Below are 16,067 nucleotides of genomic sequence, written 5' to 3' on the forward strand. Positions count from 1 at the left end.
TCCGAGAGGGTGTTCATGTAAATCCTGAATGAAAAATGGCCTTGGAGCGTACAGGGTCGGCTGGCCTGCTCCACAGCGGTAAATCATTTCAAAATCTGTATGAATGACCTTGATCGCAGACTTTCAGCGTTGCTGAAGAAGCCTTTGCCAGCAGGCTCGCTCCCACAAGGTTTGAGCAGCGCGGTGGATTTCAGCGTAAACCCAGCTCATCGATATGCTGATACTGCGCTTGCAGCGCGGTCGCCAGATCCTTCGCCCGGCCCAGTCGAATCGGCCCGCGCTCAATGTCGATCAGCAATCCCGGACACGCCAGCACTGGCAACGCCGACAGTTCTTTCAGGCGACCATCGGTCACGATCAGGCAGCGTTGCTGTTCGGCAGGAAAACGCTTGCGTCGCAGCGTCAGCCATTGCTGCGCCTGCTCCAGTGCCGCGAGCAACGGTGTTCCGCCAGCGGCGCCCAGACTGTCGAGCCAGACACGCAGACCGCTGGAGGCCTTCAAGCCTTGCACCTGCCATTGCGGCGCAGCACCGCTGGCCGTCAGCAAGGCCAGCCGCGCCCGCTGGTGGTAAGCATCGTCGAACAACTGCGCGAGCAGGCCCTTGGCATCGCTCAAGGCCTGATGGCGACGGGTCGAGGCCGACGCGTCGACGATCACCAGCCAGATTTCATGGGGCGCGCGGGTGCGCTGTTGAAACAGCAGATCGGCGCGGCGCTGGGGGCGGCCATTGAGCAGCGTGCCCGGCCAGTTCACCGATCCGCTGCCGGCCGCATGCCGTTGGCCCTGGCGGCCATTGTCGAGTTGTCCGGCGCGGGGCTTGGCATTCGCCCCCGCGTTGGATCGGGGGCGAATGCCTAGGGCTTTTTTGCCAGTGGCGGCCAGCTCGGAACGTCGCGGCGGGCACCGGTGGCTTGCGCCGTTGCCGGCATCTCGCCCCACTGGCCCTGCCCTTCACCGGATTTGCTGTCTGCGCCTGACGGAGATTGCGCTTGTGGCTCCGCGCCGGCCAAGGGCTGCTCGCGACGGCGATGGCGCAGGGCAAATTCGGCCACCGCGTCGATGTCCTCTTCAGCAATCGCATCCGCCCCACGCCACGCGGCATGGGCGCGGGCCGCGCGCAACCAGACCAGATCGGCACGCAAGCCATCGACGCCAGCAGCGAAACAACGCTCGGTAATCAACGCCAATGCCGCGTCATCCAGTGGGATGGCTGCCAAACGCTCGCGGGCGCTTTCACAGTGCGAACGCAGGATGTGTTGCTCGCTCGCCCACTGCGCGCAGAACCCTTGTGGATCGCTGTCGAAATCCAGCCGCCGGCGAATGATCTGTCCGCGTTCGGCGGGCGCGGTGTGGCCGCTGAGGGCAACGTTCAAGCCGAAGCGGTCAAGCAGTTGCGGCCGCAGCTCGCCCTCTTCCGGGTTCATGGTGCCGATCAGGACGAATTTGGCCGAATGCCGATGGGAAATGCCGTCACGCTCGATCAGATTGGTACCGCTGGCGGCGACATCGAGCAGCAGGTCGACCAAGTGATCGGGCAGCAGATTGACCTCGTCGACGTACAGAACGCCACCGTCAGCCTTGGCCAGCACGCCGGGCGAAAACTGCGCGCGACCGTCGCTCAGGGCAGCGTCGAGATCAAGGGTGCCGACCAGGCGCTCTTCAGTTGCGCCCAATGGCAAGGTGACGAACTGGCCGCTGGCGAGCAGATCCGCCAGACCCCGGGCCAGTGTCGATTTGGCCATGCCGCGCGGACCTTCGATGAGCACACCGCCGATTTTCGGGTCGATTGCGGTCAGGCACAGGGCGAGCTTCAAGTCATCGGCGCCGACCACGGCGGAGAGTGGGAAATGCGGGGTGTCGGTCATGGGTTTCTCTTTCGTGGTCGTGGATGGTTTTTACGTTGATGTGTGTCAGTTGTTACCCTCACCCTAGCCCTCTCCCAGAGGGAGAGGGCTAGGGTGAGGGCCTCTCGAGTTCTGTCGACGTGATGCATCGGGTCGACGCAAATTTCGACAGCGCTAGAGATCGGCTCCCTCTCCCTCCGGGAAAGGGCTGGGGTGAGGGCAGCTTTTTAGCGGCTACATATCTTCCTCGATATCCAACAGCAAATTCTCCAGCGCCTCTTTATAAGCCCCCGGCTCCTGCCACATCCCGCGCTGCTGCGCTTCGAGCATGCGTTCGGTCATGTCGCGCAACGCGTGGGGATTATGTTCACGAACAAAATCCCGGGTCGCCGGATCGAGCAAATATGCCTCCGCCAGCAACGCGTACTGATGGTCATCAATCAACTGCGTAGTCGCATCGAAGGCGAACAGATTATCAACCGTCGCCGCCAGTTCGAACGCGCCTTTGTAGCCGTGACGCTTGATGCCGTCGATCCACTTCGGATTGGCCGCACGCGAGCGCACTACACGGTTCAGTTCCTCTTTCAAGGTACGAATCCTTGGCAGATCCGGCTGGCTGTGATCGCCGTGATAACTGGCCGCCGCTTCGCCGCGCAGCGTCTCCACCGCAGCAAGCATGCCGCCCTGGAACTGGTAGTAATCGTTGGAATCGAGCAAGTCATGCTCGCGGTTGTCCTGGTTTTGCAGAACTGCCTGTACCTGGCTCAGGCGCTGGCTGAACTGCTCGCGGGCAGCCGTGCCCTCGTCGGCGCCGCCGTAAGCGTAGCCGCCCCAGTTCAGGTAGACCTCGGCGAGGTCTTCGCGGGTCTGCCACAGGCGCCCGTCGATCGCGCCTTGCACCCCGGCGCCATACGCCCCCGGTTTCGCGCCGAAGATGCGCCACCCGGCCTGACGCCGCGCGGTATCCTCATCGACGCCCGACTGCAACAGCGCCTGGCGTTCGGCGCGCACCTTGGCGGCCAATGGGTTCAAGTCGTCCGGCTCGTCCAGCGCGGCCACCGCTTGCACGGCGGCGTCGAACAGGCGGATGAGATTGGCAAACGCATCACGGAAAAAGCCCGAAACCCGCAGCGTCACGTCGACCCTTGGGCGATCGAGCAGACTCAGCGGCAGGATCTCGAAATCATCCACACGCTGACTGCCCGTGGCCCAGACCGGACGCACGCCCATCAGCGCCATGGCTTGGGCGATGTCGTCGCCGCCGGTGCGCATGGTTGCGGTGCCCCAGACCGACAAGCCGAGTTGGCGCAAGTGATCGCCGTGGTCCTGCAAGTGTCGTTCAAGGATAAGCGTCGCCGACTGGAATCCGATGCGCCACGCGGTGGTGGTCGGCAGATTGCGCACGTCCACCGAATAGAAGTTGCGCCCGGTGGGCAGCACATCGAGGCGGCCACGGCTGGGTGCGCCGCTGGGGCCGGCGGGGACGAAACGACCGCTGAGGGCGTCAAGCAGCCCGCGCATTTCGGCCGGGCCACAAGCGTCGAGCCGTGGGGCGACGACTTCGCGTAGATGCTCGAGTATCGAATCAACCTCGGCCCACCCCGCCCCTTGTAGGAGCGAGCCTGCTCGCGAAGGCGTCGGGTCAGACAACTGTTCTTTTACTGACACTCCGCTTTCGCGAGCAGGCTCGCTCGCACAGGGGACATTCAGTGTTTGGGAGATCAGGTCTGCGGCAAACAATTCGAGGCGTTCGCGAGTGTCGCCGGCGGTGCGCCAGACTTCTTCGCTGATGGTCTGCAACTCGGTCGGACGCGGGCCGTTCCAAGGATCGGCCAACGCGCAATCCAGCGGATCAAAACCAAGATCAAACGCTTTGGCCAACGCCCGCAACAGACTCGACTGCGCGCCCTTGCCGTCACCGCGCGGGATGCGCAGCAACGCCAGCAAGGTGTCGATACGCAAGCGGCCGCTCGGCGATTCGCCAAAAATGTGCAACCCATCGCGAATCTGCGATTCCTTCAGGTCGCACAAATAAGTGTCCAGACGCGGCAACCAGATCGCCGCATCGGCATCGCTGTCCAGCGCTGCGTCCAGTTGCAGTTCGCGGTCGATCTGCGTGTCACGCACCAATTGCAGAATGTCGCGTTGCAACTCACGGGCGCGGCGCGGATCGAGCAGTTGCGCCTCGTAATACTCGTCGGCGAGCAGCTCCAGATTGCGCAGCGGTCCGTAGGTTTCGGCGCGGGTCAGCGGTGGCATCAGGTGGTCGATGATCACCGCTTGCGTGCGCCGCTTGGCCTGGGCGCCCTCGCCCGGATCGTTGACGATAAACGGATAGATATTTGGCAGCGGGCCGAGCAACGCATCCGGCCAGCAGTTTTCCGATAGCCCAACGCCTTTGCCCGGCAGCCATTCGAGATTGCCATGCTTGCCGACGTGGATCACGCCGTGGGCGCCGTAGGTGTTGCGCAACCAGAAATAGAACGCCAGATAGCCATGCGGCGGAACCAGGTCCGGGTCGTGATACACCGCGCTCGGATCGACCTGATAACCCCGGGCCGGCTGGATGCCGACAAAGGTCAGACCGAAACGCAGACCGGCGATCATCAAGCGACCGTCGCGGCACATCGGATCGTTGTGTGGCGATCCCCAACGCTCGACCACCGCAGCGCGATTGGCCTGCGGCAGCGCATTGAACATTGCCAGGTAATCGTCCATCGCCAGGCTCTGCTGACACGGGCGCAGGTCAAGGCTGTCGAGGTCGTTGCTGACACCGCCGAGCAGTTGCTGGATCAGCTCGGTGCCGCTGTCGGGCAACTCGGCCGTGATCGGATAACCTTCGGCACGCAATGCGCGGAGGATATTCAGCGCCGCCGCCGGCGTATCGAGGCCGACACCGTTGCCGATGCGGCCGTCGCGGGTCGGGTAGTTGGCGAGGATCAGCGCGATGCGTTTTTCGCCGTTCGGCACGCGTGCCAAAGCTACCCAGCGCCGCGCCAGTTCGGCGACGAAATCCATGCGTTCGGGCTGGGCGCGATAGCAGACCACATCGGACTGACTGCGCTCGCTGCGCCAGGCCAGATCCTTGAAGCTGATCGGCCGGCTGATGATGCGCCCGTCAAGCTCCGGCAAAGCAATGTGCATCGCCAGATCACGCGGCCCGAGGCCCTGTTCGCTGTCGCGCCAGCCAGGCTCGTTGTCCTGGGCGCAGATCGCTTGAATCACCGGAATGTTGCGGCGAAACGGGCGCAGATGCGGCGCCTCGGGACTTGATTGGGCAAAACCGGTGGTGTTGAGAATCACCCCCGCCTCGACTTCATCCAGCCAGTCCTCGACCACCGACAGGCAACCGGGTTCTTTCAGACTGGCCACCGCGATCGGCAGCGGATTGAGTCCGGCTGCCTGCAAACGCTGGCAGAACACATCGATGAACGCTGTGTTTGCCGCCTGCAAATGCGAGCGATAAAACAACAGCGCCGCCACCGGTTGACCGGGCAGCCATTCGGCTTGCCAGTCGCTCAGGGCAGCGCTGTTTTTCTGTGGGTGATAAATTGCCGTGCGCGGCAGGGTTTGCGGCTCGTTCCACGGGTAATCGCGGGCGAACCATTGGTTGCCCAGGCAACGGAAGAAATCCAGTGCATTGCCCATGCCGCCTTGACGCAGAAATTGCCAGAGTCGATCGCGTACTTCGGCGCTGACCGTGCTCAAGCCACTGAGCTCGGGGTCCGGGCGGTCATCGCCGGGCACCAGAATCAGTTGCACGCCGCGCTCCGACAACTCCACCAGCCGCTCGACGCCGTAGCGCCAATAGGCAATGCCGCCATGCAGGGAGATCAGAATGACCTTGGCGTGGCGCAGCACTTCGTCGACATACAGATCGACCGAGGCATGATTCTGCACCTGCATCGGATTGGCCAGGCGCAGGCTCGGGTAGTCATCCGGCAATTGCTGCGCAGCCTCGGCGAGCAGCGCCAGGCTGGAATCGCCACTGCACAGGATCACCAGCTCGGCGGGAGTTTGTCCGAGGTCGGCAATGTTGTCGTCCGAGACGAATCCGCCGGGCTGGGTCCTGAGCAGGTGCATGGCTTAAACGCTGAGCGCAGCGCGCAATTGCGCTTCAAGTTGTGTGGCATCGAGTTCCTGACCGATCAGCACCAGACGCGTGACGCGCGCTTCTTCGGCGCCCCACTGACGGTCGAAATGCTTGTCGAAACGCGTGCCCACACCCTGGATCAACAGGCGCATCGGCTTGTTCGGAATCGCCGCGAAGCCTTTGACCCGCAGGATGCCGTGTTGCACCACCAATTGCGTCAGCGCGTCGAGCAGCAGGCTTTCGTCGGCTTGCGGAAGTTCGATGGAGATCGAATCGAAGGCGTCGTGATCGTGATCGTCGTCATCACCGTCGTGGTGATGATCGTGGTGACTGTGGCGGCTGTCGATATGCTCTTCGGAGCCGGCACCGAGGCCGATCAACACGTCAAGCGGCAGACGACCGTTGCTGGCTTCGATGATTTTGACTGCCGGCGGCAGCTCTTCGGCGACTTCAGCGCGCACGCGAGCCAGATCTTCCGCGCTGGTCTGGTCGGCTTTGTTGAGGATGACCAGGTCAGCACTGGCCAGTTGATCGGCGAACAATTCGTGCAGCGGCGACTCGTGATCAAGGTTCGGATCGAGTTTGCGCTGGGCATCGACCTGATCCGGGAACGCTGCGAAGGTGCCAGCAGCGACGGCCGGGCTGTCGACCACGGTGATCACCGCGTCAACGGTGCAGGCGCTACGGATTTCCGGCCACTGGAAGGCTTGCACCAACGGCTTGGGCAGAGCCAGACCGGAAGTTTCGATAAGGATGTGGTCGAGATCGCCGCGACGGGCAACCAGTTCGCGCATTACCGGGAAGAATTCTTCCTGCACCGTGCAGCACAGGCAGCCGTTGGCCAGCTCATATACGCGGCCGCTGGCCTCTTCTTCGGTGCAGCCGATGGTGCATTGCTTGAGGATCTCACCGTCGATGCCGAGCTCGCCGAACTCATTGACGATCACCGCGATGCGCCGGCCCTGAGCGTTGTCGAGCATGTGCCGCAGCAGCGTGGTTTTGCCCGAACCGAGGAAACCGGTGACGATGGTGACGGGGAGTTTGGCCAGTGTTTTCATCGGTATGCCCTTTGGCAAGCGGCGGGCATACGGGACGAGAACCGGCAGCGCGCGTGCACGCCGGAAGCATTCGCCACCGGATCACCCCGCCCGGTTGTAGTGAGAATCTGTGACGAGGCAGGTCTCCTGGCTGACGGCGTTCAGGCGTGGGGCCTGGCGTTCATTGCGCCTTCCCGCTGGCTCATCGATTGAGCTGGCAGTGGCGTGGCAACGAACATCACCGTTCACAGTTGCGGGGGCAGCCGCGGCTTTGACCGCGTTCCCTTCTTAGCTTCGGCAAGTGCCGAAGAACCTCGAAAGCGCAAGGCTACGCATGGGTCCGTCGTGGGTCAATGGTCGGTGAGTCTGAAACTGGGGGTATATCCGTTGCTGCTGTAACGGCTTCCTATGGTTTCGCTCTTACAGCGAGTCCCTTTTTCAAACGCCGGAGTGCCGGCCCAGCAAAAAGGAACCAAAAGGCTTTGCCCCGGCGTACGGCCCGCTCGCTGGGGCTCGGGGTACCTTCGTTACGGGACCGATCCCGTAACGAAGCCTGCCGAAGGGGCAAAAGATCAAGAGCCAGAGCAAAAGCCCCTCACCCTAGCCCTCTCCCGGAGGGAGAGGGGACTGACCGAGGTGTTCAGGCGAAATACGCCGACTTGCGATATCGAGTCGAATGCAGATTCTGAAAAGCCCGCAAATCGGCTCCCTCTCCCTCGGGAGAGGGCTGGGGTGAGGGGCGGATCCAACACAGATCCAAAGCAGACCACACGCTTTTCACCACTCAACAATGAGCGCAAGCTCGAGTGCCCTTGATCTTGATCCACCGGCGACGTCGGAAGGCTGAGCGGATCAGTCCCGTAGCGAAGGAACCCGAGCCTGCGAGGGCCGAACGCAGCAGCAAGCCTTTTCGGTTACCTTTTTGGCGTCTGGAAAAGGTGACTCGCCGTAAGGGCGAAACCCTAAGCAGCCGTTACCGCAGCAACGGATATACACCCAAAAACATCAAAAAAAAACGCCCCCCTCGCAGCACCAAAAACGCCCGGAAATTGACTAAAAACCCAAACCCATGTTCTCCTGCCCACCTTGTTACGGGTGCCCTTCACAGGGTGAAACGGGAAACCGGTGAATCATGTGCTTTACTCAAAGCCATGTCAGTCCGGTGCTGCCCCCGCAACGGTAAGCGAGCGAAGCGTTAGATCCACTGTGCCCCGGCATGGGAAGGTGACGCTTGCAGGTCGGCGCCAAGCCAACCCCTCGCAAGCCCGGAGACCGGCCCGCAACACCCAGCGCGCGCAAGCGTCGCTGATCACAAACAAACCCGCGGTGGGCGGGCGCTGTTCGAAATCCCTGCGTGCCCGGCTCGCAGGGATTTTCCTGCGCTCTGTTTACCCGCTGACATTTCAGAGGGAAGCGCTATGTCGATCACCAGCAATACCGTCAGCCACACTGACCACATTTCCAGCAGCACCACCTTGGGCCAACGCGTGGCCGCCGCCCTCTTCGCCTCGATCCTCGGTGCCAGTCTGGTCTGGTTCGCCGGTTTCTCGCACATCGAAGCGGTGCACAACGCCGCTCACGATACCCGCCACAGCGCCGCATTCCCATGCCACTGAGGCCTGCCGAGATGATCAAGCGTATCGCGCAAACCGCAGGGTTCACCGGCTTGCTGGCCGCACTGCTCCTGACCCTGCTGCAGAGTTTCTGGGTTTCGCCACTGATTCTGCAGGCCGAAACCTTCGAGAAATCCGAACCGGTCGCGCAAATTCACGAACACGCCGCCGGCACCGCGGCGCACAGCCATGATGGCGAAGCCTGGGAGCCGGAAGATGGCTGGCAGCGTGTGGCCTCGACCACTGGCGGTAATCTGGTGGTGGCGGTGGGTTTCGCCCTGATGCTCGCCGGCCTGTATACCCTGCGCGCGCCAACCAAGACCTCGCAAGGGCTGCTCTGGGGTCTGGCCGGTTACGCGACGTTCGTTCTCGCGCCGACCTTGGGCCTGCCACCTGAATTGCCGGGCACTGCGGCTGCCGATCTCGCATCGCGGCAGATCTGGTGGATCGGCACCGCCGCTTCGACCGCGGTTGGCCTGGCACTGATTGCCTTCAGCCGCCACTGGTTGATGAAGCTTCTCGGTGTCGCGATTCTTGCGGTACCGCACGTGATCGGCGCGCCGCAACCGCAGGTGCATTCGATGCTTGCCCCAGAGGCACTGGAAACCCAGTTCAAAATCGCTTCGCAGCTGACCAACGTCGCGTTCTGGCTGGCTCTTGGCCTGATCAGTGCGTGGTTGTTCCGCCGCAAAAGCGCAGGGCAATATCAGGCATGACCGATGACCGCGCAGCGCCGACCTTCGTGGTCGGCTTCGGCTGCCAGCGTGGCTGCCCGGCCAGTACGCTGCGTGCACTACTCGATCAGGCGTTGCAGGCACACCGCATCGAACTGCGAGCAGTCAAGGCTTTGGCCAGTATCGACCTCAAGCGCGACGAACCGGGGTTGCTGGAACTGGCCAGACAATTGAACCTGCCCCTGCAGTATTTCAACAGTGCAGAGCTGGCGCCCTTCCAGCAGCGCCTCAGCCATCAATCGCAGATCGCCTTTGAGCGCACCGGTTGCTACGGCGTGGCGGAAAGCGCCGCGCTGGCGCTGGCCGAGCTACTGATTCTGGCGCCGGCGAAGCTAATGATTCCGCGGCAGAAATATGCGCAAGCCACACTGGCATTGGCCGGCGCTGCATAAACCTCGATAATCCCCGCCATCGATCATGAGCACGCTTCATCTGCAGTGGGGCTGCGCCTCTTCACAAGGATTCAACGATGACCGTTTACTTCATCGGCGCTGGCCCAGGCGATCCGGAACTCATCACCGTCAAAGGCCAACGGCTGATTCGCAGCTGCCCGGTGATTATTTATGCCGGTTCGCTGGTACCCGCAGCGGTGCTGGAAGGTCACCAGGCCAAAATCGTGTTCAACAGCGCTGAACTGCACTTGGAACAGATCATCGATCTGATCAAGGCTGCCCATACCAAAGGCCAGGATGTCGCCCGCGTGCATTCCGGTGATCCAAGTCTGTATGGCGCGATTGGCGAGCAGATTCGCTATTTGCGTGAGCTGGGCATTCCTTTCGAAATCGTTCCGGGCGTCACGGCCACAGCGGCATGCGCAGCGCTGCTGGGTGCCGAGCTGACCCTGCCGGACATTTCGCAAAGCGTGATCCTGACCCGTTACGCCGAAAAGACCGCCATGCCGGCCGGCGAGGAACTGGCTAGTCTGGCGCAGCATGGCGCGACCATGGCGATTCATCTGGGGGTCAATCATCTGCAAAAGATACTGGTTGAATTGTTGCCGCATTACGGTGCGGATTGTCCGATTGCGGTGATTCACCGGGCAACGTGGCCGGATCAGGATTGGGTGGTGGGAACATTGGCGGACATTGCCGCAAAGGTCGAGGCCAAAGGGTTTCGGCGCACGGCGCTGATTCTGGTCGGACGGGTGCTGGGCAGTGAGGTGTTCAGCGAGTCTTCGTTGTATCGCGCCGGGCATGCGCATCTTTATCGCCCTTGAAGACGCCTTCGCGAGCAGGCTCCCACAGGTGATTGCGTTTCATTGTGGGAGCGAGCCTGCTCGCGAATCGGGCGGCAAAAGTTGCCCATAAAAAAACGGCGCTCACGGGGCGCCGTTTTTCATATTCGCAGCGAACGCCTTAGTAGTAAGCGTTTTCTTTCTGCGTGTGGTCGGTCACGTCGCGAACGCCCTTGAGCTCCGGAATGCGCTCGAGCAATGTGCGCTCGATGCCTTCCTTCAAGGTTACGTCAGCCTGGCCGCAGCCCTGGCAACCACCACCAAACTGCAACACAGCGATGCCGTCCTCGACCACATCGATCAGGCTGACCTGACCGCCGTGGCTGGCCAGCCCCGGGTTGATCTCGGTTTGCAGGTAATAGTTGATGCGCTCGTTGACCGGGCTGTCGGCGTTGACCATCGGCACTTTGGCATTCGGTGCCTTGATGGTCAGCTGGCCGCCCATGCGGTCGGTGGCATAGTCGACAACGGCGTCGTCAAGAAACGCTTCGCTGAACGAGTCGATGTACGCGGTGAAGCTTTTCAGCCCCAGCGCCGTATCTTCAGGCTTCTCTTCACCCGGTTTGCAGTAGGCAATGCAGGTTTCGGCGTACTGAGTACCAGGCTGGGTGATGAAAACGCGAATGCCGATGCCCGGGGTGTTCTGCTTGGAGAGCAGATCGGCCAGGTAATCATGGGCGGCGTCGGTAATGGTAATAGCGGTCATAAAAACTCCTCGCAGGCTTGGGCGCAGTTTACGCCAATCGGCGCGCGGGACAAAGTCCCAGTATTTTTGTCGGAAAACGCCCGTCTTGTCGCCTCGGACGGCGTTCTCCCGCCCCGCCGGTACTGCGCCTGGACGTCCATGCTGCGTTAACAACCGGATACCAAACGACCCGCGGCATATATATATGTATATCTCCCCCTGTTCCCCTCCTCCTTATATTCGTTGCCTTCGACTATTTGCCAGCCGCTCTCATTCAAAGGCCTCAAATGACTACAGGGTTATCCACGTTCTACAACAAGACACCGCCGCGCAGGCTCCAGGATCTCAATCATCTGATCGATTACCTGCACGCGCTCATCGGCGACAACTTCAATACTGATGCCAGCCAGCTCTACTATCATCCGCCTATCGGCTCTGAATTGGGCCGCGAGTGCAAGGAAGCGTTTCGTGTTTTACGAAAGCTGGAAGAAGATGAAGACTTCATAACCGACCTTTGCAAACCGAAGAAGCCTGACCATTCGCCCTTGGGCAACGACTTTCTCTACGACTTCGTGTCCTTCCAGATCAGTTCCACCCGAACACCAACCCCTGTACCGGCGGAAGTCTTCACCATTGCCGGGCATTCGGTAACGTTAAGAGATGTCCCGACGTATTGGTCCATCGATGTCGATGTCTTGCTGGATATTCACCGCAAGGTCGGCAATGGCTTGAAAAGCGACGGCTCCGTGCGTTTCGATCTGGTTCTCGCCTACTACTCGCTTGTCCCTTCGCGCCCCGCCGCTTTCGCCGATTGGCAGCGGTTGCTGCACAATCTCGTCGAGCACCGTGCGTTGTGGCTGCTGGGGCATCAGGGGCATATCAGTGACCTTGAGCATTTGCTCGGAGCTGCTGGCGATGAAACGATCATGCAGGTTGTCCGCCAGATCGAAGCCGAAACGTCACGGTGTCTGTTGGCCAATGTCGTACCGCTGACACTCAATACCAAACTTGAAGCCTTCGCAAAAACCACACCCATAGCGCTACTGGAAACCATTCTGCAATCGGCACACAACCAGCAATTGGCTCAACGGATTGCCACAGGACTGAACTGGTACGGCGCAGAGCAAAACCAGAACTGTCCGACCAGCGTCTTGACGAAGTTATTGTGGCGCGCGCTCTGGTTGACCGTGAAGCCAGACCCGCACGGTATCTATCAGAACGAATTGCAGATACTGATCGAATCGGGTTGTGCTTATTCGTCGATCCACAAGTCGCTGATCAAACACTTTCAGCGGTCACTTGCCGTTGACCGGTCACTTGCTCTGTTGGCGGTAGCCATCCTCAAAAGTCATGTCGCCTGTGAAGCGTGGGTTCAGGATATTCCCGACGATCTGCCGTACGCGACATCCAGCACATGGGTCAATTTCAAAAGCGGTTTTATCCTCGCCGAATCCATCGCGCCCGGTTCATCCCGACACATGACATTCGAACAATTGCTCAACCTGCCGGCGGAGCATCATCGAACGTATGCGGATGATGTCGAGCAACAGCGACTGGTCGCCGCCGCAAAAATCCGCCCGACAGTGCAATGGGCAGCAGCAATGGGTTTGTTCGGAATGCGTCACGACGCCCACCCGATCAGCGAAATAGAACTCGCGTTGAGCACACTGGAACAGCATGAGCAAACGATGGCTGCTGCCACGACAAATCTGGCGCTCACCCCGCCGAGCCGTTTCAGGTATGAATCCGAAGCCGCGTTCGATGAAGCGTTTCATGCCTGGCTGAGTACTCCACGCGCCGCTTACAAAACCCTGATCAAAGCATTGTTGGCGCAATACCTGCCCGCATGCCGCGGCCATCTTGAGACGGACGAGGTGACTGTCTATTCGTTGCGGCTGCCCCTTCACGATACGCAGGTCGAACATGAGAACAAGGCAGACACCGACGCGGTTCGTGCCCGCTGCGGGTTCATTCTGCGAATGATCAATCCGACCTACCCGACAAAATCCCGCTACATCGAAGTCTTCCCTCGCGCGGGTGTAGTGCGCCTGCGCAGCGACATCCAGTCGCTGCGCATTGGCGGAGAGATCAAGGTAGAAAAGATCGGTTCCAGCAGCCGCACCAGCCGAGGCTCGTTCAGAAAAGGTACCGAACTGCCATTTGACTGGGAAGCCTATCGCGACGGCTCGAAGCCCAGAGACCAACAGCATGCGACGTTGATTGTGGAACAGGTCGGCGACACGTTTGCCGCTGTGCCCATTGAGCAACGCTCCCCCGACGTGGCTGCACGCACCCGGCCTTTCGCTGCCAATAATCTCACCTCTGCCCGGGCCGACGCGTTGGCCGGCATGATCGCCCGAGAGCTGTTTTTCAAAGATGAATCGGCATTGCTCGAGCAGACTCGCAAAGCCACCCGCAGCATGGATATCGGCAGAGATTTCCTTGAGGATCTGACGTTCTGGGGAAAAATGTTCGTGCCCTTCTGGGGTTCCATCGACGATCTGACCTCCGGCGACCCCAAGCGCATCGAGAGCGGCGGCCTTGGTCTGTTCACCGACATCGTTTCCTTTGCCCTGCCCATTGGCAAATACATTGCCGGCTGTACCCGCTTGGCGACCCAGGCTGGCAAGATCGGCATCCGTCTGGCCCTGCCCAGGTTCACCAGCCTGACCCGAACTCTGGTGATCTCGGTGATTCAGGAAGTCAATCCACTGGATTCGGTGCTCTCACTGCTCAGGCTAGGCCGATTCACCCTGCGCAAGATTGGCGCAGCGACAATGCATCAGGCGCGCCGGGCGGTGGCACATCTGCGTGATGGAACGATTGCCGCGCACCATCTGATGGCCGTCGACCCCAGCAGCTGGGTACCGCGCCAGCCTGGCGACCGGCTTTGCACAGTCGAGGGGATTGCCAATATTCCCATGCGCAACGTCGGCAGCGTCGACGCGGTGGATTATCGGCTGATCGACGCGTTGTCAGGCCAGGCTTTTGGCCCGCGCTATCGCGAACCGCTGACGGTGGTAAGCAACAACAGCCCCCTGCTGCGCCGCTATGCCGTCGAACCGCAGTGGATTTCCGGGCTGAAGGCTGATTCGCGGGGCATATTCTTTCGACCGGAGTACAACCAGAAATTCATCTGCAACGTCGATGAGCAAGGCACCATCGCCGTCTATCAGATACGGGAAAACTCCTACGGATTTATCAGCGAAACCGCGCAGACCGGGGAAAACAGCTTCTCTGTCGTGTTGGTCAATCCAAAGAACAACCGCGACCTGTCGATCAATCTGTCGTCAGTCAGACCCGGCCATTGGTACACCAACGAAATCAGGATGAGAGGCGGAGCGCCCGACGGCCCAGGCGAAGTAACGCCGCTGATTCTCAAGCAATGGTCGCAGTTCAGCGAACTGGCGCTGGGCAAAGCCATAGAGGATTTCGCGAAACAGCACCGGCTGAATCGGGCGGATCTTCAGCAATACGTTCATGCGCAAGGGCAATTGACGCCTCTCGGGCAACAAGTCCTGGACCGGGCCGATACTGCAAGGACGGCGGTTACCTTCGAAAACCTCGATCGCTGGCGTGCGCTGCCGCAGCAAGACCGCAACAGCCTTACCCGGGAAGGGTTTGCCGCACAGCATAATCTGGACCCCAAGGAATTCATCGCCCACGTTGAAACCGACGGCAGTTTCAAAGCGCGAGGAAAAGTACTGGAAAAGTACGCAAGCAACCAAGTATTCACTCCTTTGGAGCCCAGACATCTTGAGCAATGGCAGAGGCGCTTCAACGCAACCCGGTCTGCGAGCTCAATGAACTCATTCATTGAAGAGAACAATCTCAATCCAGTGCTCTGGTCGACCTATGTCAATGATCGCGGGGTATTGCGCAGTGCGGTAAGCGAGTGCCTGGCGTTGATGGGGCTATCCGGCTCGGATGTATTGCTCGCGCGTAAAACACTTCCCCGCGGGACAGCGATAAAATCCGTCCCCGTGCAGTCTTCTCTGCCGACAACACGCAAAAGCACAAGGACAGCATCGCAAGCTACGGCTGGTACTTCCAAACGTGCCCGAATCGAAAATGCACCTGCAGACGATGCTGCAGGCGAAGATCTGACACCGTCATTGGGGCACAAGATCAATAACAACGCGCCCATTCTGCAAGACCCGACAGACCTCAGAGTCAGTCTGACGCACAAGCTGGAAGGCGCTATCGAAAAAATCGAGATCACCGATAGCAACCGATTTTTCGCGCACCTTTCAGAGACCCGGGCCAAAACTCTGGCCCGGGACATGACTGAGGACATCCACGAATGGATCGAGGAAGAGGGACGGCATCACCACAGGTTGAGCGAGCGTTTCGAGCTCAGACGGCCAGTCGATGGCCCGGAACGGGGTTTGTCAGTGTTCGCCAAGGTCGAGATCAATCCTTATGAAGTGCTGGGGCCTTACAGCGGCAAACTGCACCGCACCGTCAGATCGCTAGACGCAGAAATACTCGAAAAATCCAATTTGCAAGTCAGGACATTTTCGTATGGAACCAAAACCAAAAACGCCACTGTCAGTGGTCATGGCAACAGCAATATCTTGAGCATGATCAACGCCCCCGAAGTCCCCGGTGCCGCCAGGACAGGCACTGAGAACGTCGGCGCGATTTACGTCGGCAAATACATGGTTTTTCTGGTCGCCTGGGAAAAGATTCCGGCAGGCACCGAGCTGTTGCTTGATTACGGCCCCGCTTATTGGCCAACATTGACGCCCTGAACGCGGTAGTCCGGACCGCTGAGGCTCGGGCGCTGGAAGGAATCGTCGGCGCCCGATTCAACATGAACAATC

10 protein-coding genes and 2 riboswitches are annotated in these 16,067 nt (G+C 60.4%); of the genes, 5 read left to right on the forward strand and 5 right to left on the reverse strand.

Annotation, left to right across the window (positions count from 1 at the left end):
- Window positions 1-190 precede the first annotated feature (190 nt).
- From ND528_RS27570 to cobW, 4 genes are all read right to left on the reverse strand, one after another.
- Window positions 191-940 (reverse strand): vWA domain-containing protein, encoded by a 750-nt coding sequence (locus tag ND528_RS27570; RefSeq protein WP_408005068.1) that lies wholly within the window; start codon window positions 938-940, stop codon window positions 191-193.
- Entirely contained in the window at window positions 856-1,866 is a 1,011-nt protein-coding gene (locus ND528_RS27575) for an ATP-binding protein (RefSeq protein ID WP_263471690.1), read from the reverse strand. Before ND528_RS27575 ends, ND528_RS27570 begins: the two co-directional genes overlap by 85 nt.
- A 213-nt stretch (window positions 1,867-2,079) precedes the next feature.
- Window positions 2,080-5,928, reverse strand: coding sequence for a cobaltochelatase subunit CobN (gene cobN / locus ND528_RS27580; protein ID WP_263471691.1), 3,849 nt, complete (start codon window positions 5,926-5,928; stop codon window positions 2,080-2,082).
- 3 nt (window positions 5,929-5,931) lie between these two features.
- Complete coding sequence (gene cobW, locus ND528_RS27585) at window positions 5,932-6,996, reverse strand: cobalamin biosynthesis protein CobW (protein ID WP_249121250.1); 1,065 nt, start codon at window positions 6,994-6,996, stop codon at window positions 5,932-5,934.
- A gap of 99 nt (window positions 6,997-7,095) precedes the next feature.
- A riboswitch (cobalamin riboswitch) is annotated at window positions 7,096-7,307 on the reverse strand.
- A 744-nt stretch (window positions 7,308-8,051) separates the two neighbouring features.
- Window positions 8,052-8,270: riboswitch (cobalamin riboswitch) on the forward strand.
- Between the two features lie 123 nt (window positions 8,271-8,393).
- Between cobW and ND528_RS27590 the strand changes: the two genes are divergently transcribed.
- From ND528_RS27590 to cobM, 4 genes are all read left to right on the forward strand, one after another.
- A complete protein-coding gene (locus tag ND528_RS27590; protein WP_137213437.1) occupies window positions 8,394-8,591 on the forward strand; it encodes a CbtB domain-containing protein in 198 nt (65 codons plus the stop codon).
- Window positions 8,592-8,602: 11 nt separating this feature from the next.
- The gene (locus ND528_RS27595; protein ID WP_263471692.1) at window positions 8,603-9,304 is read left to right on the forward strand and encodes a CbtA family protein; all 702 of its coding nucleotides are present in this window, start codon (window positions 8,603-8,605) and stop codon (window positions 9,302-9,304) included.
- Window positions 9,301-9,714 (forward strand): cobalamin biosynthesis protein, encoded by a 414-nt coding sequence (locus tag ND528_RS27600; protein ID WP_263471693.1) that lies wholly within the window; start codon window positions 9,301-9,303, stop codon window positions 9,712-9,714. The genes ND528_RS27595 and ND528_RS27600 overlap by 4 nt, the downstream gene beginning before the upstream one ends.
- 77 nt (window positions 9,715-9,791) lie before the next feature.
- Window positions 9,792-10,538, forward strand: coding sequence for a precorrin-4 C(11)-methyltransferase (cobM, locus tag ND528_RS27605; protein WP_263471694.1), 747 nt, complete (start codon window positions 9,792-9,794; stop codon window positions 10,536-10,538).
- A gap of 139 nt (window positions 10,539-10,677) precedes the next feature.
- Here cobM and nfuA read toward each other — a convergent pair whose 3' ends face one another.
- A complete protein-coding gene (gene nfuA / locus ND528_RS27610) occupies window positions 10,678-11,262 on the reverse strand; it encodes a Fe-S biogenesis protein NfuA (RefSeq protein ID WP_003225494.1) in 585 nt (194 codons plus the stop codon).
- Between the two features lie 266 nt (window positions 11,263-11,528).
- Between nfuA and ND528_RS27615 the strand changes: the two genes are divergently transcribed.
- On the forward strand, window positions 11,529-15,995 hold the full coding sequence (locus ND528_RS27615) for an SET domain-containing protein (protein WP_263471695.1): 4,467 nt from the start codon (window positions 11,529-11,531) through the stop codon (window positions 15,993-15,995).
- Window positions 15,996-16,067 lie beyond the last annotated feature (72 nt).

This window comes from Pseudomonas mercuritolerans, from assembly GCF_025706525.1.
Lineage (GTDB): Bacteria > Pseudomonadota > Gammaproteobacteria > Pseudomonadales > Pseudomonadaceae > Aquipseudomonas > Aquipseudomonas mercuritolerans.